Here is a 19,809-nt window from a genome sequence, read left to right on the forward strand (position 1 = left end):
TATGAAAAAAATGGGAATTTTACTAAGCTTGGCAGCAACACTTATGCTGGCAGCTTGCGGACAGCAGGCAGTGACACCAGTGGTAACTGATACGACAAAACAGGAAGCACCTGCAACGAGTGGCTCTGGCGACTCAGCTAAGACACCAAACATTGCTTCTATGTCTATTCACTTGACGAATAACCTTCTGGCTCTGGGCATTACCCCAACAGGCTCAGTCATTGGGGGAGACGTCAAAGACTTTTTGCCGCATGTCAAAGACCGACTGACAGACACCAAGAAGCTGGGAGTTGTTGCTGATCCTGATATGGAGGCGCTCTTGGCCCTCAAGCCAGATGTGATTTATCTCGATGAAAAATACGCTGGAGCCGAGTTGGCGAAGTACGAAAAAATCGCGCCAGTCCAAGTCTTTAACCTCGATGAGGGAACATGGCGTGATCATTTGAAAAAGACGGGCGAACTGGTAAATCGCCAGCAGCAGGCAGAAGACTTTATGAAGGATTATGACGCGCAGGCAGAACGCGTAAAAGCGATGATTCAGAAGAAGATCGGAAAAGATGCAACAGTGATGGCTATTCGTGTCACAGCGAAAGAAGTCCGTGTGATGGGGATGAAGCGCCCGATGGGACCGCTACTGTATAACGATCTGGGGCTGAAGCCGGCAAATGGTGTAGAAAAAATCAACAAGGCGTACGAGGCTATATCACAGGAGGTTTTGCCTGATTTCGATGCAGATGCCATCTTCTTGATTGTCAACAAAGACGGTGACGCCCAAAAAATCGGGAAGCAGCTTCAGGAAAATCCGATTTGGCAGGGCTTGAAAGCAGTGAAAAACAATCATGTGTATGTGCTGAATGGACAGCCGTGGCTGGACTACTCATCACTGGGACACAAAATTGCATTGGATGATGCAGAAAAACTGTTTGCTGAATAATTGAGTTGATTCTCTCTTGCTGCATGATGCAGTAGTTGAAAAAGGGCGTAGGCAAATGCTTGCGTCCTTTTTCTTTTAGGTGAGTGTACAGGCAAATCGTGAGAAATGTGCATACAGTAGGGTGTCTAAGGAAAGGGGGAGACAGAATGGGTTTCTTTGATGGCTTTGACGACTTTGCTCTGATCCTGGTCCTTTTCATTTTGTTGGTAATTGTCGGTTGTGATTGTAATTAGGTAAAGAAGTAATGCAAAGGGACATACGATCCCTTTGCATTATTCATTTATGAAACGAGGTGAGAGTGAAAAGTGGCTAGACAAATGAATGGCTTTAGCCCTGAATTTGCAGATTGGCTGAAATCAAATAAGGTCTCAGTCAGAAAGCTGCAGAAGAATCCAGAATCGCTTGGGCAGTATTATCAAGAGTGGTCAAAAACAAGCCGTAGGACGAAAAGAGAGTCTCGACCGCCGAGGGTTTCCAATCTAAACCTTGATATGGATACCATTTTAAATGGTGTACGCATAGCAAACGAGGTATTCAAAACTTTCCAAGGATCGAATGGGATTGGAAGTATGTTTAGAAGGTTTATGTAGTAGAAACATGAACCTTGCCAGGATTTATTCCACTAATCCCAACTCTTCATAAACCTTTCTTGATACGACACCGTTTGGCTTTAATTTTCGATTCCGTTGAAATTTCTTTAGAGCTGTAGTTGTCGAGGATCGAAACTTGCCATCGCATACCCCGTGATAATAACCAGCGCTCTTCAAGCGAGATTGGATGAGCTGTACATCTCCACCAACGTCGCCTTCCGCTAAATTTCTAGGATCGTGGCTCGGGTCCCCCAATACATGACCATAAATCGTTACTTTTGTTCCGAGTGGAATCATCCTGAATAATTCAATGACGTCGTTGTTTCGCATGCGGATACAACCATGGCTCAAATGCTGTCCGATGGAGTGTGGCTTGTTTGTGCCGTGGATGCCATAAATTCCCCAAGGGACGTTTAACCCCAGCCATCTCGGACCAAATGAGGGTCCCCAATCTTTTCCTTTGGCTATGACTTTATATTCTCCAACAGGTGTAGGTGTAGAGGGATTGCCAACTGCAACCACATAGGTTTTCAATACTTTCCCATGCTTCCGTATGATCAGCTGATGTTTTCTCGGATAGACCTCAATTGAATAAATGCCTTGATCGCTTATGATTGGTAACGAGTGATCGGCGTAAGCCATCTTCTGACCGATAGCGGCTGACATGCTTATGGTCAGAAGAAGAATGGCAGAACCTTGTATGAGAGAGCGGGTTATCTTTTGAGTCAGCATAATCAATGCGCATCCCATCATCTGTTTTTCGCAATATGATTTTAATTTGTGATGGAGAGGCGCCTTTTATTCGAACGCATATGAAAGCCCTCCTCATCAGAGAAGGGCTTTTTCCTGCAACTTATAGGTCGTAATACAGCTCATACTCTTTCGGATTCACAGTGCGTTCAACTTGCTCAATCTCACCGCGTTTTTGTGCAATCCAGCCTTCAATTACTTCTTTTGTGAAGACATCCCCTTCGAGTAAGAAGTCATGGTCTTGTTCAAGTGCGACAAGTGCTTCTGCGAGAGAGCCGGGAGCGCTCTTGATTTCGTGTTTTTCCGCATCGGACAAGTCATAGATGTTTTTATCCAATGGTCCAAAGCCCAGTTCACGCGGGTCGAGCTTGCGCTTGATACCATCGAGGCCAGCCATCAGCATAGCAGCAAAAGCCAAGTACGGGTTAGCCGTAGAGTCCGGGGTGCGGAACTCAATGCGGGACGCTTTTGGCGTAACGGCAGCGATCGGAATCCGAACGGCAGCAGAGCGATTTCCTTTGGAGAAGACCAGATTCACGGGTGCTTCGTAGCCGGGAACCAGACGTTTGAACGAGTTGGTGCTTGGGTTCGTCAAGGCGATCAGTGCAGGGGCGTGGTGCAAAATGCCGCCAATGTAGTGCAGCGCAGTCTCACTTAGGTTTGCGTAACCGCCTTGCTCATAGAACAACGGGGTATCTCCGTTAAACAAGCTTTGGTGAACGTGCATTCCAGATCCGTTGTCTCCAACGATTGGTTTTGGCATGAAGGTAGCAGTTTTGCCGTGTTTGGCAGCTACGTTGCGAACGATGTATTTGAACAGTAATAAATTGTCTGCTGTACGAGTCAGTGTATCGAAGCGGAAATTGATCTCACCTTGACCGGCTGTTGCCACCTCATGGTGATGGCGCTCCACATACATGCCGCATTTCGTCATCAACGTGCACATTTCATTGCGGATATCCATTTGGGAGTCGGTTGGTTGAACAGGGAAGTATCCGCCCTTGTTGCGTACTTTGTAGCCGAGGTTTTGTCCTTCTTTACCTGTGTTCCAGAAAGCTTCCTCTGAATCGATGTGGAAGAAAGAGCCGGATGGACCAGAGGCATAGCGTACGTTGTCAAAGAGGAAGAACTCGGATTCTGGACCAAAGTAAGCAGCGGTAGCGAGGCCGGATTGTTGCAGATAGGCTTCGGCCTTGAGGGCAATGCCGCGAGGATCGCGTGTGTAGACGGTGTTGTCTGGATTGACGATGTTGCAGATGATATTCATGGTTTTGGTTTCTACGAATGGATCGATGAAGGCAGTTGCCGGATCGGGCATTGCTACCATGTCGCTATCTTCAATGGACTTGTAGCCGGTTAGACTGGAGCCGTCAAATGCGACGCCATTGCGGAATGTTCCTTCATCTACCGCGTAGGCAGGAACCGTGACATGGTGTTGGCGGCCGAGCAGGTCAACGATGCGAAAATCTACATATTCTACTTTTTCTGTATCAATTGTGGACAAGACTGTTTTCATATCCAAGATGATTCACTCCATTCACGAATTAAAGTTATGGATTCATTATCAACGTTCGGGTTTTCCTTGATTTCTATATTCCGAATTATATCGACAATTCTCATTGTTCGTCAAGAGGTTTTATTACGTTGAATGTCAGAATTTCTAACATTATATTGTGGGGTTTAGAAAATGGTTACTTTCTAATAAAATGTAGACAAACCAAGACTTATAAACGCGGAGGCGATATAGATGAAGGTTCTTGTACTGGGAACGGGGGGCATTGGAGGTTATTTTGGGGGCAGGCTGGTTGAATCAGGGGTAGATGTAACGTTTCTTGTGCGCGAACGTAGATACAAACAGCTGCAGGAGCGAGGATTGCGCATTCAGAGCATTCATGGGGATTTGCTTTTGGAGCAGCCACAACTGATTCAAGCAGGTGAGGAAGCAGGACCTTTTGATGTTGTGCTTTTGTCCAACAAAGCGTACACGCTGGAAGATAGCGTCGATGCCATCGCTCCGTATGTAGGCGAGGACACGGTCGTTATTCCGCTATTGAATGGAATTGCGCATATGGAACTGTTGTGGGATCGTTTTGGCCGGGAGTGTGTTCTCGGGGGTCTGTGTTTCATTGAAACGACACTGAATGCTGACGGAGATGTCGTGCAGACAAGTCCTATTCATGATACGGTTTTCGGTGAGTGGGAAGGTGGCAAAAGCGAGCGTGTAGAGCGAATCGAGCAAGCCTTTTCCAAGATCAACGGGACGATGCGTGCAAGCGCAAATATTCAACGGGAAGCCTGGCACAAATACTTGTTTATTGCGACGTTTTCCGGTATTACCACGCTGATGAATTCCGCTGTCGGTCCAATCCGGGAATCGGCTTTGGGCGTAGAGTTGACACGTCAGCTCGCTGAGGAAATCGCATCTGTCATGAACGCTTTGGAGGCACCAATCAAGCCGGATATCGTCGACAAGCAGATGGAGACTTTCCAGAATCAGCGTCCTCAAACGAAATCGTCGATGCTGCGTGATATGGAAAAAGATCTTCCGGTGGAAGCGGATCACCTTCAAGGCTATCTCTTGGAACGAGCGGAACAAAAAGGCTTGTCCACGCCGCTCTTAAAAGTTGTCTACAATAATCTGAAGGTTTATGAACAGAAGCGTGCAGGAGACAAATAAGGTATAATACGGGGTGAAATGTCTTTCGCTCACGCATTATAAAAAGTAGGAGGGGTAAAGATGGAAGTCATCAAGATTTCCCCCCGTGGATATTGTTACGGTGTAGTGGATGCCATGGTCTTGGCACTGCGAACAGCGCAAAACTTTGACTTGCCCCGCCCGATTCACATTTTGGGCATGATCGTACACAATGCTCACGTCGTCGAGGCGTTTGAAAAACAAGGGATAAAAACATTGGATGGAGAGGATCGACTGGCTCTTCTGGATCAGATCCATGAAGGAACGGTAATCTTCACTGCCCATGGTGTGTCTCCTGAGGTGCGCAAGAAAGCGCGCGATAAAGGCTTGACCGTCGTCGACGCGACTTGCCCGGATGTAACGAAGACACATGATTTGATCCGTGAAAAAGTAGCAGAAGGCTACCATGTGCTCTACATCGGCAAAAAAGGTCATCCAGAGCCAGAGGGCGCTATGGGGATCGCGCCGGATCACGTACATCTGGTTCAAAAGCTGGAAGAACTGGACGCGCTCGATCTGCCGACAGACAACCTGATCGTAACAAACCAGACGACCATGAGCCAATGGGACGTCAAACATCTGATGGACGCCATTCTTAAGCGTTTTCCAGGTGTGGAAGTGCATAATGAAATTTGTCTCGCTACGCAGGTTCGTCAGGAAGCTGTAGCGGGGCAAGTAGGAGAGGCTGATTTGTGTATCGTCGTAGGCGATCCACGCAGCAACAACTCCAATCGTTTGGCACAGGTCTCAGAAGAAATCGCGAATGTTCCCTCGTATCGAATCGCTGATTTGTCTGAGCTGGACATTGAATGGCTGCGTGGAAAGAAAAATGTGGCGGTTACTTCTGGTGCTTCGACACCGACTCCACTGACGAAGGAAGTCATCTCCTTCCTGGAGCAGTTCGATGAATTCAACCCAGTTACATGGGAGAAAAAACGAACCGTTAACATGACGAAAATATTGCCAACGGTAAAATAAAAAAGTTGAGGCATGCTCTGCGTTAGGTTTTCTTACACGGTTAATTAACCTCAAAATAGGAGAGTTATATGCCAGAATCACTTTCCGGTATAGGGCTGGGGGGCGCAAAAGGCAGATACGTAAGTCTTTGCGCCCTTTATCTTTTTATTTACTACGGGTTTGGCGCTTTTGCTCCGCTTATTACGCAATACTACGAATCCATCCATCTAACCGGGACCCAAATCGGTCTCATCAGTGCAGTCGCGCCGATTGTTTCCATTGTGGCACAGCCGATGTGGGGTATGATCTGTGATCGCTATCAAATTCGCAAAACCGTGCTGATTCTGACATTGATCATCACTGGGCTGGTGGGACTTCTCTTTACGGGTGTCTCCACCTTTGTTTACGTATTTTTGCTCTACATATTGCTGTCGTTTTTTCAAAGTGCCGTCGTTCCCATCTCAGATAGCTTGGCTCTAGGTTATGCAAAGGGACATGGCATGCAGTTCGGCGACATTCGCTTGTGGGGAGCCATCGGCTTTGCCCTAGCGGCATTCATCACGGGTCTTCTCGTCGAGCAGTGGGGGCCACATGTTCTTTTTTACTCGTTTTGCTTGGCGTTTCTTATTGCCATTCTGTTTCTTCAGAAGGTTCCGGAAGAAGTGACAGAGGCTTCGCGGTTTCGCGTTAGTATGCTTGCAGGGATCAGAGATTTGGCGCGAATTCCGCGATTTGCGCTGTTTTTGATCTCGTCGTTCTGCATGATGGGCTCTGTAAACGCCAATAATATTTGGTTTTCCCTGTTTTATCAGGATATCGGCGGGACGATTGCCGGTATTGGTCTTGCCTTCTTGTTGTTTGCAGGCAGCGAGGCTCCATTTATGAAGCTGGCGGGTTATATTGTCCGCAGATGGGGACTGGAGTTGACATTGCTGCTATCTGCGATTTTTTGCGCGATGCGCTGGTTCTGGTATAGCTCTGCGCCGAGTACCACTGCCGTGATTGCCATGTTCTTTGTGCAAGGGATTTCAGTAGGCTTTTATTTGGCGACGGCAGCCCAATTTGTGCGCGAAAATACGCCCGCATCCCTTCAGGTGACAGCGTTGGCCATCTTCTTTTCAGTAGGAGGCGGGCTTGGTGCGATGTTTTGCAATTTGGTAGCAGGGTGGATCAAAGATTCGTTTTCGGTGCTAGCCATTTATTTGTTTTTTGGAATCATCACCGCGATCGGGATCATTCCTCTGCTCATGATAAAATTCGGACGGTGGAAGCAAATCTCACCAGACGAAGAAGTGCAAGCTAGTCAATGACGAGCATGCCCTGGAAGCCTGTTTCCGGATAGCCAGGTGCGTCTGATACGAAATGATACCGACCGCGTTTGGCGGCTGAAAACTGTAAGAGAGTCGATTGGGTCGGCTTCAATTCTGTGGATGTAAGGTTTAGATCACGAATGGATAGATTGTGAGGGCGGGTATCGGTGTTGACGATCATCAACGAGACCCGCTCTCCTTCGTGTGCAGTCAATTGATTGGGTAAAAAGCCAGCGCTAGAAATCGTAACGGTATGTGTCCGCGTCGCGACAGCATACGAGGCGGGCAGGCGATGGTAATGATGCGTCCAAAGTAGCGTTAATGTCACAGCCAGAGCGATGATTGGATAACGAAGCAGCCGATACCAGTGACGAGACATTGTGCTTTCAACTCCTTTGAGGACAATAGCATGGGAAGTTACTATTATCCTGTCCTCGGAGTGAAGGGGATAAACACTTTTTCCCTGTTGGATTGAAGAAGGGATGGAAAAACGTATGAAAAATGCAAAATAAAAAAGACTGTTGATGATTGATTCAACAGCCTTTTTTGTATTTTTTGTAACCTTTTGCTATTTTTTACGATTAATTAACGTTGAAAAAAATACGGGAGGATGTAAATGATGAAAAAGCTGAATAAAGTGATTTTTTTGGTAACAACAGCAACTCTACTTGCTACTACGCCAATCTTTCTGACGAATAATGGTCAAGTGCTGGCGGAGGAGAGCAAGGCAAAGGAGCTTACACCTGAATGGAAAGGGAAGGTAGAGCTTGCAATCCAAAAGGTAAAGGAAAGGCTGCCGTATTTAGCCGATTTTTCTTACAGTACGCTTGAGATTTTAGAAAAAGATGATGGAACGAGTCGTATAAGCATCATCTTGCAAACGTCCAAGGAGAAGAAGAAACCGTCTTTTGAATTCAGTTTGGATAAACAAGGGAATCCCAAGGGGTTTAGCTACTACGAGGAATTTCCCGAAGAAGGAAGACCCGAGATTGAGCATGACAAAGTAAAGAGTAAGGCAACAGATTTTATGAAACAATGGTATGGTCCAGATATGGGCGGATTTGCCTATAACCCTAACTATTCACACGACAACGTGGCCCATTTTACAAAACTGGTAAACGGACTTCCGTATCTGAATATCAATGTTCGTCTAACCGTAAACAGCAAGGGGGAAGTCATATCGAAAGGGTCAGGCTTATATAATCTCGGGGGCAATGATGCACCAGCCCTCGAAGATTTGAAGTTTGCTGATCCTAAGGAAGCCATATCCAAGGATCAGGCTGAAAAAGCCTTCGCCAAACACCTGAAGCTCTTTTATTTGAAACAGCCAGCAGAGGGATGGGACGAGAAAACGAAGAAATACTTGTATGGCTCTCCTACCTTACGATACAAATCGGAATTTTCAGAATTTATCGATGCCAAAACAGGCAAGGAAGTTCCTGATTATGAAGGTTCGGGGAGTGCTTATAATCCTATTGTCAGAGTGAATCCTGTCGGTAAGGAAGTAATCGTAAAGACGACAGAGGAAGCAGCAGCTATGTTCGCTGCTTTTGGGATCGAGAGCAAAGCTGAAAAAATAAAAGAAGGCATTTCTGAAGATACGAAAGGTAAGGAATATACACATGAAATCAATAAAGACTTGGAGGCTATCATTGTAACGGAGGAAGAAACAGGACGATTCATGAGCTACGGTGTGGTTGACAAGAGAAAGGGAGAAAAAGAATACCCTGAAGAAGATCCAAACGGAAAGAAATGGCTAACGCCAGAAGAATCGATGAAACTAGCTATTACTGCGCTGGAAAAGTACGGACCAAAGCATGTAAAAGAAGTGATGCCGATTGGGACAGCAGAGTTTCGACAGAGAGGCGCTGTGCAGGGCTTCAAGTTTGTAAATGTGCACGAAGGGATTCCAGTTCTGGATGATGTGATTTCTATCAGAATAGACCGTATCACGGGAGAGGTGATAGGTCTGCATATGTATGATGTATCTTGGGAACCACTCATTCTGCCTGATCCCAAAAAGGCTGTATCACATGAGCAGGCACTAAAGGAATACTTGAAAGTGCGTCCACTGGAGCTGCAATATTTCACATCGGATGCCGATATTTTGTCGGATAACCCAAACTATCAACCCATTCTGGTGTACAGAACAGCCATATCTCTCGACCACCGAGAAATGGATGCCCTAACCGGCAAATTTACTACTGCAGCTGAATTTCATAAAAGTCCGTACTAAGACAGGAGGCTAACCCGTGCAGGAGGATATCGAGCAGCGGATTAGCGCGATCTATCATGCTCACTATCAGGACGTTTACTACTTTCTGCTCCATTTTACCGGAAATCAGAATGATGCCGAGGATTTGACGCAGGAGGTTTTTACGAGAGTGTTAAAAGGGCTCGCCGGATTTGATGGCAGAGTCACTCTGAAAACATGGCTCTTCTCCATTGCCAAGCATGCGGCGATCGACCAACATCGCAAGCAGAAGGTCAAGTCCTTTTTCTCGGAAAACTGGCTGATGAAGCTGGCGACCAAGGAAGGGAGTCCGGAAAACGTCCTGACCAAGAGGGAAAACGTTCGTGAGCTGAAGCAAGCGATCCAAAAGCTAGCGCCCCATTATCGTCTGGTTCTGATTTTGCGCTGCATCGAGGAATACAGCATCAAGGAGACGGCAGAAATCCTGGGTGTATCGGAATCCAAGGTGAAAGTAAACACCCATCGGGCATTAAAGCTGGTCAAAGAAATGATGGATGATACGGAGGAAGGGGGCTTTCTAAATGAGTGGGCTAGAGGATGAGAAGCTGACGGTCCAACTGCGAGGGTTAAGAAGGCAAGACCCACCCCCCCGTCAGGAATTTGTCACCTATTTGGATCAGACGCTGGTTAAACAGGCAAGACAGATGAAGCAGCGGAAAAAAGTGGGCCGTATCTTGTCGATGACAGGAGGTGCAGCTGCAGCTGTCGTACTGGCTCTCTTGGTAGCTGTGCCTGACGGAAAAGAATCGCCAGAGGGAACGAGCGGTATCCGTTCCGAGGAGCGCCCAGTGACTGTACCTCTATCGGAAAAAATGGGAGTAACACCGCAAGAACCTGTTAGCAAACAACAGCCAGTGAAGCGGGAGGAAGGACAGACCAAACAAAGCAGAGAACAAGCTGTTGAACCGAAGACGCAGTCGTTCGCTAATAAACAAGCACAGCAAAAGGAAGCAACATCCAACAGCAATGGGCCTGCGCTGTCTATAGAGAAATATATGCAACAAAAACTGGGTGATAGAAGCAAGCAGTATCGAATGGTTTCGAGCCAACAGGAAACGAATACAGCCGTCTTTCAACGCGAGATCAACGGTGTTCCTTTCGTAGATAGCATCGTGAAGGTTCGACTGGCGGAGGATGGAAGGCCAAAGGGCATGGTTATGGAAGAGAGTATCCATGCAGAGGTGGAGCTTTCATTATTTCCCAGTCCAGCAAAGGCGATTTCCAAAGAAGAGGCCCTTCAAAGACTGACGGTCAATTTGAAACCAGAAGAAGCGGCGACCTTCTCTGGCTATATCAATGCATTGAATGGAGAAGTGCTGGACAAACATTTTCAAAGCCTGACAGCAGGTAGCGGCTACAACCTCATCCCGATTCAGGCACAAGCGAGGCCATTAAAGGCCAGCTCAGAAGAAGAGATAGCCTCCCTTATCCAGCATGAGTTCGGTGTTCATATAGGAGGGGAAAATCGTCCTGTGGCAACGGTTGAGGACAAAACGTACATGGAATACACATGGAAAGTCGCAGATGCTACCTATCTCACTGCACGATTTGCAAGCCCGTCTGGTCAATTGCTGACATATCGAATGAAAAAACGGACGGATTCAGAAACTCTCCCGGAACTGTCCCAAGCAGAAGCTGCCCAAATGGGGGCTAAAAAACTGGAGTCCTATCTGCCAACATCGATCACGCAGCTTGCAATGGATGGTGCGGCGGTGGAGGGGTCTGCCATCAGGCTTGATTTTACTGCCATTGCACAGGGAGTACGATTAGACAGTCACCCGTATAAAGTCTGGGTGGATGGCACGAGCAAGCAAGTAATAGGGATGGAGGGGGATTTTACTGAGGGCGGGAAGGTATTAACTGAGCCTATTAAAGGTAACGGTCCCCCACTGGAACTGATTTATGTTTGGCCGGAAAGAAACGGAAAAAGGACGTCAGCACCTTATCTTGTGTATCAGGTAAAACAGTAAGAAACGATAGAGTAATGATCCGCTTAAGACCACTCAAGATTTTTTGAGGGGTCTTTTTTATGAAGGGAAAAAGCAATTCAACACATATTACTTTGTCACACATAGTAGTATGTGTTATGCTATAGCTGCGAGGTGAACGAGATGAGTGACAGCAGTATCAGCAGTGACATTATCCGCGGTCATATCGATACGATTATTCTCCGTGTCCTGTGTGACGGCGATAACTATGGATACGAAATCATTAAAGCCATTTTCAAAAACAGCGGCGGGCGTTACGAGCTGAAAGAGCCTTCCTTGTATACCAGTCTGAAAAGATTAGAGTCACAAAAGCTGATCGCTTCGTACTGGGGAGATGAGAGCCAGGGGGGCAGACGCAAATATTATCAGGTGACAGAAGCGGGGAGAGAGTCGTACGAAAGAGCGCTGGCATCTTGGAAGGTCGCCAAAGAATTGATTGACCAGCTCATCGAAAGGCGGGAGGAAGTGTGATGGAGAGTTTACAGCACTATGTCGATCAATTGTTTCAAAAATATAGAGGAAGTAAACAAATCGAGGAGCTCAAATGGGAAGTATTGAGCAATTTGGAGGCAAAGGTCGCCGACTTGGTCGCAGATGGGCTATCACTGGATGAAGCCGTGAAAAAAGCAAAGGCCAATCTGCCTTCGATTGATTCGATTGTCGGAGAACGCCGCAACGTATACATACTTCCACTCCTGCAAGAATGGTTGCAGCTCGGATTGCTGTACACACTCATTGCCTGGATTGTGACTATGCCACTGCGAATTTGGGGCATGGGTATCTTTTTGAACTATGGTCTGTTTGCGAGTTGCATACTCATTGGAATCGTCTATTTGATTTTACTCGGGATCAACCGACCGGCTTCCTCGCAAAATTTGACCAGTATGAATGTACGGTCTGCCTTTTTGCTGCGGAAAACGGGCTGGATACTTTGGGCGCTTTATATGGTCGGGAAAATCGGTTTTACGACAGCGCTCTATTTTGGCAGCAATCTATGGTTTTCAACGCCAGTGAATCTTACTGGACCGTATCAATTCGCTACCATTGCCGTAGCGTATGCGCTGCCTTTTCTTTCTATCCTCATTCCACTGTGGCTCCACGCCATTCCACGGCTTATTCTGAAATACGATGCAGGGGAAGGTGACATCATTGCGAAATAAAATCATACTTGCCTTGGTTCTCGTCGGGGTTGTCCTGTTCATGGTCATTCAGATTGTCATTCTCCCGGAGAACGAAGCGCAATCCGAGCAATATCAATTGGCTCAGCAAAGCCCACTGACTCACGATTTGGAATCCATTTTGCCATACAAAAACAAGTACATGGGCGCTACTTCGAATCTGGTCATGTTCAATCATCTGCCGTTGAGTGATCTCAAGCGCACCTTCCAGCTCCGTCCGGAGAAGTTTACAATTGAGATTCATTACGAGGACATGACGACCGACATCGAGGCGAAATTGTTCAAGCAAGCGATGCTGTATAATTCTATGGCAGCCTTTGCGCTGGTAGACAATTTGCAAACAGTCGAATATCGTTTTTCTGATACGACGATTGTGGCCACACGAGTTGCTATTCAAGGCCTCTTCGGTGATGATTTGGCATCGCTGTTGACGAAAGAAAAGTGGCGGACAGGTGTGCAGGACAAGTTACGGAATGACCAATTTATTGAAGAGGGTATGAAGAAAATAGAGAGTATATAGGGAAAGAGGTAAAACGGAAGAAGGGAAATGAGCAATGGTATCAGATACGGTAAAAAACCAATATGCGATTATCTTTACAGAATGGAGAGTCTTACTTAGGCTTTTCAATAGAATAAAGAAAAAAGGGGCGAGCCTGTTACTCGTCCCTTTTGCTTTTAGATAAATACATGTAGCAACAAATACGTAGCTGCAGCGAGCAAGGCAGAAATCGGCAGCGTAATAAACCAAGTGATCACGATGCGTTTGGCGACGCCCCAATTGACGCTCTTTAGACGTTTGGCTGCGCCGACCCCCATAATCCCGGAAGAGATGACATGGGTAGAGCTGACAGGCAATCCTAGCTGCGTAAAGGTAAAAATGATCGAGGACGATGTGAGATCGGCCGTGGCTCCATTGATTGGTTCAATTTTGGTGATTTTGCCCCCGACCGTCTTGATGATTTTCCAGCCTCCGACAGAGGTTCCCAAGCCCATCGCGAGGGCACAAATGAACTGCACCCAGAAAGGAATCGTGCTCGTATCTGCATGCAGGTCAGCCGCTACGAGAGCAAACACGATGATGCCCATCGCTTTCTGTGCGTCATTCGTTCCATGTGTAAAGGATTGTAGAGCCGCCGTGAAAATCTGAAAGAGGCGAAATCCCCGGTTGACCTTGGTAGGGGGAATCATGATCCGACTGAAAATGAAATAAACCAAATTCATCATGAGGTAAGCGGCAACCAGCGCGATAACCGGTGACACAATGAGCGCTTGGAAGATTTTTAAAAATCCAGCCCAGTTGATTTGCGCGCTCCCAGCGGAAGCGAGGACTGCACCTACAAGTGAGCCGATGAGAGCGTGAGACGAACTACTCGGGATACCGTACCACCACGTAATCAAATTCCAAAGAATCGCCGATAGGAGAGCAGCCATAACCACAAGCACTCCGAATTCCAGCTTGGCTGGATCGGCGATATCTCCACCGATCGTTTTGGCGACCCCGGTAAATGTCAGGGCACCGATAAAGTTCATGATAGCTGCTAGACCAATGGCAATCTTAGGTGGGAGAGCTTTGGTGGATACGGTGGTTGCAATGGCATTGGCTGTATCGTGAAATCCGTTGATAAAGTCAAAGGAAACAGCCAGGATGATAACCGCAATAACTAGAGGAAGGCTCGTATGCATGAAAGTAGGTCTCCTTGGTTTAAGAGTTGCCCATGATCACGGATTCCATCGCATCCGCGACATCCTCGCAATGATCCATGACATCTTCGAGCACTTCGTAAATTTCTTTGAGCTGCATGATGTGAATCGGATCGCTTGAGGTTTTGAACAATTGCCGGATGCTCCCTCTCACCAATTCATCTCCTTCGCTTTCTAAATCGTTAATGCGGATGATGTACTCCTTCATAGCAGACAGCTTTTGCTTTTGGAGCAGCTCGATGGCGAGAAGAATTTGCTTGGTAGCCTCTTCGATGAGCTGCCCGAATCTCACCATCGTTTCATCTGCTTCCATGATGTCGTACATATAGAGTCTCGAAGCGCAAAACTCCAAACCGTCCAGTACGTCATCCAATTTGACGGCAAGGTCCAGAACGTCCTCACGCTCGATAGCGGTAATAAATGTCTTGTTGATTTGCACGATGATTTCATGGATGAGCTTGTCGCCTTTTGTTTCGTACTCTTTCATTTCAGTAGAAAAGGTTTTGACAGTCTCCAATGAAGTAATCTTGTATTCATTAAAATAGATCGCTGTTTGATGCACATTTTTCGCAATCTCATACAAGTCATCCAAGAGTGCGTCCGATTTGGTAAAAAGCATAAACAAACCTCCACTTCGAAAACCCGAATAGGAGTATTTTGAGTGGAGGAGGTGGGGATTATGCACTTTTTCACTAACTCTTTACGGGAGTAATTGGGCTGCCATATAGATAGCCACTCCCCACATAATCACAGCGGAAACCATATTCAGGCCACGCTGCATTTTTCCAGACCGATCCAATCGTCCTGCCGTACGACCAGCTACGGAAAGTCCGAAAAACCAGAAGCAGGATACGAGGATGCAGGCAATCGTAAAGCCCCATTTCTCTGTTCCGGTATAGCTGAGTGAGCTGGTGCCAATCACGCCGATCGTATCGAGAATCGCGTGCGGGTTCAACAAAGAGACAGAGGCAGCAAACATGATTTGCTTTTTGGCGGAAAAGCGTTCTTTCTCTCCCTCCTCAGTATTGGGACGGCTACGCCACGTTAAATATCCCATGTACATCAAAAAGAAGAAGCCGATGACATATAGAACTGTTTTTAACCATGTGACTGTCAATACAACCAAAGAGACTCCCAATACCGCCAATAAAATGAGCAGGGTATCACAGAGTGCCGCAGTCAGTACGACGGGCATGGCACGAAGTAATGTTGGTTGTAGAGCCCCTTGATTAAAAACGAAAACATTTTGTGCACCGAGCGGTAAAATAAGTCCAAAAGCAAGCACAAAACCGTGCAAAATCGCTTCCAGCATGATCATTCCTCCCCGTTTCTCTCTGGATGCAAAGGCTATTTGCATTACTGTCATTATTCACGGTTGTGAATCTGTTGTCTCCAGCCAATTGGTTTACATCCAAACCAACCAATTTGTACAATGATAAGACGAGGAGGAATGTGCTTGTGTTGACGATAGACTGGAAGCCTGACAAATCATCTGACATACCGATCTACGCACAGATTGTGGCATATATCAAGGGGAAAATCGCAGGCGGTGAGTGGCCGATCAATAGTAAATTGCCAACACAAAGAGCGTTAGCGCAAGCCTTTGATGTAAACCGCAGTACGGTGGTGACGGCGTTGGAAGAGCTAAAAGCGGATGGCTTCATTGAAGCAACAGTAGGCAGTGGCTCCGTCGTTAGCAACAACACGTGGTCCCTGCTGACGACTGCACCTCCTCCGAATTGGCTGGGATACGTTCAGGCAGGGGCGCATCTACCCAACTCGCAGACGATCCAGGATATCAATCGTTATGAGCCAGACCCGAGGTACATTCGATTGGGGACAGGTGAGCTGTCGCCCGGCTTGATTCCTGTTGCGGAGATGGAAGAGGTCATGGCTAGCTTGCAGGGCAAAATGACACATCTCGGATATTCAGAGCCAAAAGGACTGTTGCCTTTGCGTCAGGCGATCAGCAACCATTTGCGGAGCAGGGGGATCGAAGCTTCTCCGGCTTCTATTTTGGTCGTTTCGGGGGCCCTTCAAGCCTTGCAGTTGATATCGATTGGCATCCTTCACCGTGGATCTGCCATCTTGCTCGAACAGCCTTCGTATTTATTCTCACTGCCTTTGTTTCAATCATCGGGTATGCGTCTGGTTGGTGTACCGATGGATGAAGAAGGAATCTCTCCCCAAGTGCTTACGAGACAAAAACAGGTGCATAACGCGGCACTCCTCTATACGATTTCGGCTTACCACAATCCGACGGGGATTAGCCTATCAGAGAATCGAAGGGAGCAAGTGCTGGCTGCATGTGAACGGGAGAGACTGCCTGTGTTGGAAGATGACGTTTATGGAGAATTGTGGTTAGACGAACCAGGGCCGTTGCCGTTGAAGGCGAGGGATCAGAGTGGGCTGGTCTTGTATTTGGGCAGCTTGTCCAAAACACTGAGTCCGGGGCTGCGAATTGGCTGGATTGTAGGGCCTGAGCCTGTCATTGAACGCCTTGCCGATGTGAAAATGCAGACGGACTACGGAGCGAGTGCTATTTCCCAATGGGTGGCGACAGAGTGGCTCACAAGCGAGAGATATTCCCGGCATCTGGATCAGCTAAGAGCGGCACTGCGACACAGAAGGGACAGAATGTGCGAATGGCTTACTCGCTGGTTTGACGATTTAGCAGATTGGCGTATTCCACATGGTGGTTTTTATATTTGGCTGCGTCTGCATCAGGCGGTTTCGATGCGCAAGCTTTTTACGGAAGCATTGGCAAAAGGTGTCCTGTTAAATCCCGGCTTTGTTTATGATCAGACGGATAGTCATCATCTTCGCTTGTCCTATGTGTACGCAGAGGAAGCCGACATGGAAAAGGCGTTATTTGTCTTAGCGCAGCTCCTGCGTGGCAGGGGTTAATGGAAAGAAGACACCTGCTTTTGGGGCATGTGTCTTCTGCTATTTCAATGATAAGGGAACTGCGTGGAGTACCCGCTAAACTGCTGATAAGCTTGCTGTAGTTGTTGCTGTTCGGCAGCCTCCAGCTTGTACCAGCCTTTTTGGAACATGAGATTGAAAGCATCGCGTGCTGACTGATGGGTTTCATTCAAAATTTGTACCATGTCATCATAAAGCTGCTGATGGCTGGCTTCCCGAACGGCAACGTTAAAGTTATCCGTCAAATACTTGCATGTAGCCAGACAGTCGTTGAGGTAGTCACGATCGTTCATTTCCGGGCCTTTTACTTGTGGTAGCTGACCGGATTGCGGATTGGCGATCTGGTTTTGGTTTGGCATCCCGATTCCTCCCTTATTGCATTTGATGTTGTGGCTGGGATTGCTGTTGCTGGGACTGTGTCTGTGGAATGGTCGCCATCACTGCGGTGTTGTTGTTTTGCAGGTGACTCAGTAGTTTTTGGTAGTGTCGCTGGTGCATTTGTCCTTGCTGTTCTAGACATTGCTTGACCTGGGGATCAGTAGCTTGCTGTGCGAAAGCATGTAGCTTTTTGAAAGCGATCAGTTCCCATGACAAAGCATCCTTGAGATAGCTCAAGTCCTTTGTCGTAATGACCTTAGGCGGTTCGGGAATCGGAGCTTGTGTAAAGGGTTTGGAAGACAGGATGGATGGCATCGGGTTGCTCCTTTCAGATGGAATCATATATAGGATGAGCAACAACTCAGGAAGTAACCCCTGAGGATTGCAGCCAAAAAAATCCGGTCGCAAAGGACCGGATCAGGATAGCTCCAGCGAAGAAACGATGATGTCGATGCTGGCGGGAGCGATATTGAGACAATATTGAGCTTCTTTGTACAACGTAGATTGAAGTTCATGGATAAGTGCTGGAATATTTGTCATGTAAGGTAGATGAAGAGCAATCGAAACCTGAAACCGTGGCAAATCCTCAAAACTGGAGACGATCTTGACCACATGATGGACCTCGTCAAACTGGTTGCAGGTCGCATCCACGATTTTTCGCAACACTTGAGGATGAATCATGATACGTCCACCTGAAAACGGAGGATGAACCACGGTTGTTTCCCCAATCACTTCTTTTTTCGAGCTGAAAATCTGTTGGGCAGAAGAGATGAGGCGCTGGAGGAAGTCTTTTTCTACCTCCACACGCGGAATCGGTATCGTGTGCTTGCCCATTGTTTCCCGCACGTAGCGGGCAGCTTCGATTTCCTGCGGAGGCTTGATGGATTCAATCGGGATGAAGTCCACCTGAAAAGGCAAATGCAGCGCTTCGACGATACGACCAATCATCCGCTGCGAAGTACCTAACACGAGTAGTCGGCTTGGTTGAATCTCGCCAAGACTTCGCCGTACTTCTTCAGCGTGTTCCTTATAATGAAAAATAGCTCGTTTTACCGCCTGAATTTTTGTCTTCTCATATTTGGCAGAGGTTCCGGCCACCTTACGTCCCTGGTAAATCAGGATGCCATCATCAATAATGGCGTCGATGTTCATTCGGTGAGCAAGTTCTAATGCACTGGTGCTTTTTCCTGTTCCACTGGTGCCGTACAAGGCGTAAATTTCCATGGGACCTCCTTCGTCATTTTTCTCGACTATGCTTGATCTTTTTTATTATACATGACAAGGAGGGGGGACAAAACGACTTTACTAGTATTGTGCCCCCATCTCCCGCGATCTTTCCGCAGCACGCAGGATGGCTGCAGTGACGGCCTCCTGGAATTGATAAGCCTCCAATACTTCCAGTCCTGCTTGGGTTGTTCCACCCGGACTCGTTACTTTTTTGCGGAGAATAGAAGGCTCTTCGCGTGTATCGAGCAGCATATGTGCCGCGCCGATCACGGTTTGCAGCGTTAATTGGCGTGCCATTTCCCGATCGAGTCCCGCTGTGGCACCTGCCCCCATCATGGCTTCTACCAAATAGTAAATATAAGCAGGACCACTTCCAGACAATCCAGTAATGATGTCCAGTTCTTCCTCGGCGACTTCATATACGGTGCCAATTGCTTCGAAAAGTTTGGTAGCCAGCTCGCGATGCTCTTCCTGGACAAAAGGATTCGCGGACAGTCCTGTAGCAGACAAACCAACCGCGGACGAAGTGTTGGGCATTGTACGGATGATCGGGCACTCTGCACCGAGCCACTCTCCGATCAAGCTGGTGGAGACGCCGGCAACCACTGAAATGATCAATTGGTCGGAACGAACAACTCCACGCAAATCGTGCAAAGCCTCTGCTGCATCCTTCGGCTTGATGGCCAAAATCAAAATATCGGAAGAACGGACTACCTCAAATTTATCCTGAGTAGCAATTACCCCGTAGTCATTTGCCAACTGTTCCAAACGCTCCATATTGTTGCGGTTGGAGACGGTAATACGCTCAGAAGGGAGTAAGCCTTTCTTTACAATACCGGAAAGCATGGCCTCCACGATCGAGCCTGCACCGAGAAAACCGATCCGTCCCTCTGTAATCGCTGTTGCTTGGTTACTCATGGTG

Annotated in this window: 22 protein-coding genes; 12 read left to right on the plus strand and 10 right to left on the minus strand. The window is 47.4% G+C overall.

What is annotated here, in order from left to right; genetic code table 11:
• The first annotated feature begins 1 nt into the window (after position 1).
• Positions 2 to 934 carry an iron-hydroxamate ABC transporter substrate-binding protein gene (locus ACQ5DJ_RS04685; protein WP_429841407.1) on the plus strand — a complete coding sequence of 311 codons (933 nt, stop codon included), beginning with the start codon at positions 2 to 4 and terminating at the stop codon, positions 932 to 934.
• Positions 935 to 1,080: 146 nt separating this feature from the next.
• A complete protein-coding gene (locus ACQ5DJ_RS04690) occupies positions 1,081 to 1,167 on the plus strand; it encodes a YjcZ family sporulation protein (RefSeq protein ID WP_016742908.1) in 87 nt (28 codons plus the stop codon).
• 381 nt (positions 1,168 to 1,548) lie between these two features.
• Here ACQ5DJ_RS04690 and ACQ5DJ_RS04695 read toward each other — a convergent pair whose 3' ends face one another.
• Positions 1,549 to 2,190: a L,D-transpeptidase family protein gene (locus ACQ5DJ_RS04695; RefSeq protein ID WP_429841508.1), complete on the minus strand. Its 642-nt coding sequence runs from the start codon at positions 2,188 to 2,190 to the stop codon at positions 1,549 to 1,551.
• A gap of 187 nt (positions 2,191 to 2,377) precedes the next feature.
• Positions 2,378 to 3,796, minus strand: coding sequence for a type I glutamate--ammonia ligase (glnA, locus tag ACQ5DJ_RS04700; RefSeq protein WP_429841408.1), 1,419 nt, complete (start codon positions 3,794 to 3,796; stop codon positions 2,378 to 2,380).
• 225 nt (positions 3,797 to 4,021) lie between these two features.
• Here glnA and ACQ5DJ_RS04705 point away from each other — a divergent pair, with 225 nt between their 5' ends.
• The 3 genes from ACQ5DJ_RS04705 to ACQ5DJ_RS04715 all read left to right on the plus strand — a co-directional run bounded on the left by ACQ5DJ_RS04705 (position 4,022) and on the right by ACQ5DJ_RS04715 (position 7,236).
• Positions 4,022 to 4,951, plus strand: coding sequence for a ketopantoate reductase family protein (locus tag ACQ5DJ_RS04705; RefSeq protein WP_429841409.1), 930 nt, complete (start codon positions 4,022 to 4,024; stop codon positions 4,949 to 4,951).
• Positions 4,952 to 5,011: 60 nt separating this feature from the next.
• Entirely contained in the window at positions 5,012 to 5,947 is a 936-nt protein-coding gene (locus tag ACQ5DJ_RS04710; RefSeq protein WP_429841410.1) for a 4-hydroxy-3-methylbut-2-enyl diphosphate reductase, read from the plus strand.
• 68 nt (positions 5,948 to 6,015) lie between these two features.
• On the plus strand, positions 6,016 to 7,236 hold the full coding sequence (locus ACQ5DJ_RS04715; RefSeq protein ID WP_429841411.1) for an MFS transporter: 1,221 nt from the start codon (positions 6,016 to 6,018) through the stop codon (positions 7,234 to 7,236).
• On the opposite strand, the gene ACQ5DJ_RS04720 is transcribed toward ACQ5DJ_RS04715, so the two are convergent.
• Positions 7,226 to 7,615, minus strand: coding sequence for a cupredoxin domain-containing protein (locus ACQ5DJ_RS04720; RefSeq protein ID WP_429841412.1), 390 nt, complete (start codon positions 7,613 to 7,615; stop codon positions 7,226 to 7,228). The genes ACQ5DJ_RS04715 and ACQ5DJ_RS04720 overlap by 11 nt on opposite strands.
• A gap of 237 nt (positions 7,616 to 7,852) precedes the next feature.
• Here ACQ5DJ_RS04720 and ACQ5DJ_RS04725 point away from each other — a divergent pair, with 237 nt between their 5' ends.
• The 6 genes from ACQ5DJ_RS04725 to ACQ5DJ_RS04750 all read left to right on the plus strand — a co-directional run bounded on the left by ACQ5DJ_RS04725 (position 7,853) and on the right by ACQ5DJ_RS04750 (position 13,176).
• A complete protein-coding gene (locus ACQ5DJ_RS04725; RefSeq protein WP_429841413.1) occupies positions 7,853 to 9,472 on the plus strand; it encodes a YcdB/YcdC domain-containing protein in 1,620 nt (539 codons plus the stop codon).
• Positions 9,473 to 9,488: 16 nt separating this feature from the next.
• Complete coding sequence (locus ACQ5DJ_RS04730) at positions 9,489 to 10,031, plus strand: RNA polymerase sigma factor (protein WP_087343560.1); 543 nt, start codon at positions 9,489 to 9,491, stop codon at positions 10,029 to 10,031.
• Complete coding sequence (locus ACQ5DJ_RS04735; protein ID WP_429841414.1) at positions 10,012 to 11,460, plus strand: hypothetical protein; 1,449 nt, start codon at positions 10,012 to 10,014, stop codon at positions 11,458 to 11,460. The genes ACQ5DJ_RS04730 and ACQ5DJ_RS04735 overlap by 20 nt, the downstream gene beginning before the upstream one ends.
• Before the next feature lie 141 nt (positions 11,461 to 11,601).
• On the plus strand, positions 11,602 to 11,949 hold the full coding sequence (locus ACQ5DJ_RS04740) for a PadR family transcriptional regulator (protein WP_429841415.1): 348 nt from the start codon (positions 11,602 to 11,604) through the stop codon (positions 11,947 to 11,949).
• Positions 11,949 to 12,638 carry a permease prefix domain 1-containing protein gene (locus tag ACQ5DJ_RS04745; protein WP_429841416.1) on the plus strand — a complete coding sequence of 230 codons (690 nt, stop codon included), beginning with the start codon at positions 11,949 to 11,951 and terminating at the stop codon, positions 12,636 to 12,638. The genes ACQ5DJ_RS04740 and ACQ5DJ_RS04745 overlap by 1 nt, the downstream gene beginning before the upstream one ends.
• On the plus strand, positions 12,619 to 13,176 hold the full coding sequence (locus ACQ5DJ_RS04750) for a DUF4825 domain-containing protein (protein ID WP_429841417.1): 558 nt from the start codon (positions 12,619 to 12,621) through the stop codon (positions 13,174 to 13,176). Before ACQ5DJ_RS04745 ends, ACQ5DJ_RS04750 begins: the two co-directional genes overlap by 20 nt.
• A 155-nt stretch (positions 13,177 to 13,331) precedes the next feature.
• Here the strand turns inward: ACQ5DJ_RS04750 and ACQ5DJ_RS04755 are convergent, their stop codons facing one another.
• The 3 genes from ACQ5DJ_RS04755 to ACQ5DJ_RS04765 form a co-directional block, all read right to left on the minus strand.
• Entirely contained in the window at positions 13,332 to 14,339 is a 1,008-nt protein-coding gene (locus ACQ5DJ_RS04755) for an inorganic phosphate transporter (RefSeq protein WP_376893646.1), read from the minus strand.
• A gap of 19 nt (positions 14,340 to 14,358) precedes the next feature.
• On the minus strand, positions 14,359 to 14,976 hold the full coding sequence (locus ACQ5DJ_RS04760; protein ID WP_144619322.1) for a DUF47 domain-containing protein: 618 nt from the start codon (positions 14,974 to 14,976) through the stop codon (positions 14,359 to 14,361).
• Positions 14,977 to 15,057: 81 nt separating this feature from the next.
• Positions 15,058 to 15,669: a LysE/ArgO family amino acid transporter gene (locus ACQ5DJ_RS04765; RefSeq protein ID WP_429841418.1), complete on the minus strand. Its 612-nt coding sequence runs from the start codon at positions 15,667 to 15,669 to the stop codon at positions 15,058 to 15,060.
• 146 nt (positions 15,670 to 15,815) lie between these two features.
• Between ACQ5DJ_RS04765 and ACQ5DJ_RS04770 the strand changes: the two genes are divergently transcribed.
• The gene (locus tag ACQ5DJ_RS04770) at positions 15,816 to 17,264 is read left to right on the plus strand and encodes a PLP-dependent aminotransferase family protein (RefSeq protein WP_429841419.1); all 1,449 of its coding nucleotides are present in this window, start codon (positions 15,816 to 15,818) and stop codon (positions 17,262 to 17,264) included.
• Positions 17,265 to 17,308: 44 nt separating this feature from the next.
• On the opposite strand, the gene ACQ5DJ_RS04775 is transcribed toward ACQ5DJ_RS04770, so the two are convergent.
• The 4 genes from ACQ5DJ_RS04775 to proC form a co-directional block, all read right to left on the minus strand.
• Positions 17,309 to 17,641: a spore coat protein gene (locus ACQ5DJ_RS04775; protein WP_429841420.1), complete on the minus strand. Its 333-nt coding sequence runs from the start codon at positions 17,639 to 17,641 to the stop codon at positions 17,309 to 17,311.
• Positions 17,642 to 17,654: 13 nt separating this feature from the next.
• Complete coding sequence (locus ACQ5DJ_RS04780; RefSeq protein ID WP_007718471.1) at positions 17,655 to 17,975, minus strand: ferritin-like domain-containing protein; 321 nt, start codon at positions 17,973 to 17,975, stop codon at positions 17,655 to 17,657.
• A gap of 102 nt (positions 17,976 to 18,077) precedes the next feature.
• Positions 18,078 to 18,884 (minus strand): hypothetical protein, encoded by an 807-nt coding sequence (locus ACQ5DJ_RS04785; RefSeq protein WP_429841421.1) that lies wholly within the window; start codon positions 18,882 to 18,884, stop codon positions 18,078 to 18,080.
• 81 nt (positions 18,885 to 18,965) lie between these two features.
• Positions 18,966 to 19,805 carry a pyrroline-5-carboxylate reductase gene (proC, locus tag ACQ5DJ_RS04790; protein WP_429841422.1) on the minus strand — a complete coding sequence of 280 codons (840 nt, stop codon included), beginning with the start codon at positions 19,803 to 19,805 and terminating at the stop codon, positions 18,966 to 18,968.
• Positions 19,806 to 19,809: the final 4 nt, after the last annotated feature.

The sequence above is a fragment of the Brevibacillus sp. FIR094 genome, from assembly GCF_050477165.1.
Lineage (GTDB): Bacteria > Bacillota > Bacilli > Brevibacillales > Brevibacillaceae > Brevibacillus.

Bases quoted from the DNA above. Each gene is read 5' to 3' on its own strand.
- ACQ5DJ_RS04710 (WP_429841410.1), top strand. From the start codon at position 5,012: ATGGAAGTCATCAAGATTTCCCCCCGTGGATATTGTTACGGTGTAGTG.
- ACQ5DJ_RS04785 (WP_429841421.1), bottom strand. From the start codon at position 18,884: ATGGAAATTTACGCCTTGTACGGCACCAGTGGAACAGGAAAAAGCACC.
- ACQ5DJ_RS04685 (WP_429841407.1), top strand. From the start codon at position 2: ATGAAAAAAATGGGAATTTTACTAAGCTTGGCAGCAACACTTATGCTG.
- ACQ5DJ_RS04725 (WP_429841413.1), top strand. From the start codon at position 7,853: ATGATGAAAAAGCTGAATAAAGTGATTTTTTTGGTAACAACAGCAACT.
- ACQ5DJ_RS04755 (WP_376893646.1), bottom strand. From the start codon at position 14,339: ATGCATACGAGCCTTCCTCTAGTTATTGCGGTTATCATCCTGGCTGTT.
- ACQ5DJ_RS04690 (WP_016742908.1), top strand. From the start codon at position 1,081: ATGGGTTTCTTTGATGGCTTTGACGACTTTGCTCTGATCCTGGTCCTT.
- ACQ5DJ_RS04705 (WP_429841409.1), top strand. From the start codon at position 4,022: ATGAAGGTTCTTGTACTGGGAACGGGGGGCATTGGAGGTTATTTTGGG.
- ACQ5DJ_RS04745 (WP_429841416.1), top strand. From the start codon at position 11,949: ATGGAGAGTTTACAGCACTATGTCGATCAATTGTTTCAAAAATATAGA.
- ACQ5DJ_RS04715 (WP_429841411.1), top strand. From the start codon at position 6,016: ATGCCAGAATCACTTTCCGGTATAGGGCTGGGGGGCGCAAAAGGCAGA.
- ACQ5DJ_RS04735 (WP_429841414.1), top strand. From the start codon at position 10,012: ATGAGTGGGCTAGAGGATGAGAAGCTGACGGTCCAACTGCGAGGGTTA.
- ACQ5DJ_RS04695 (WP_429841508.1), bottom strand. From the start codon at position 2,190: ATGTCAGCCGCTATCGGTCAGAAGATGGCTTACGCCGATCACTCGTTA.
- ACQ5DJ_RS04740 (WP_429841415.1), top strand. From the start codon at position 11,602: ATGAGTGACAGCAGTATCAGCAGTGACATTATCCGCGGTCATATCGAT.
- ACQ5DJ_RS04720 (WP_429841412.1), bottom strand. From the start codon at position 7,615: ATGTCTCGTCACTGGTATCGGCTGCTTCGTTATCCAATCATCGCTCTG.
- ACQ5DJ_RS04760 (WP_144619322.1), bottom strand. From the start codon at position 14,976: ATGCTTTTTACCAAATCGGACGCACTCTTGGATGACTTGTATGAGATT.
- ACQ5DJ_RS04765 (WP_429841418.1), bottom strand. From the start codon at position 15,669: ATGCTGGAAGCGATTTTGCACGGTTTTGTGCTTGCTTTTGGACTTATT.
- ACQ5DJ_RS04780 (WP_007718471.1), bottom strand. From the start codon at position 17,975: ATGCCATCCATCCTGTCTTCCAAACCCTTTACACAAGCTCCGATTCCC.
- ACQ5DJ_RS04775 (WP_429841420.1), bottom strand. From the start codon at position 17,641: ATGCCAAACCAAAACCAGATCGCCAATCCGCAATCCGGTCAGCTACCA.
- proC (WP_429841422.1), bottom strand. From the start codon at position 19,805: ATGAGTAACCAAGCAACAGCGATTACAGAGGGACGGATCGGTTTTCTC.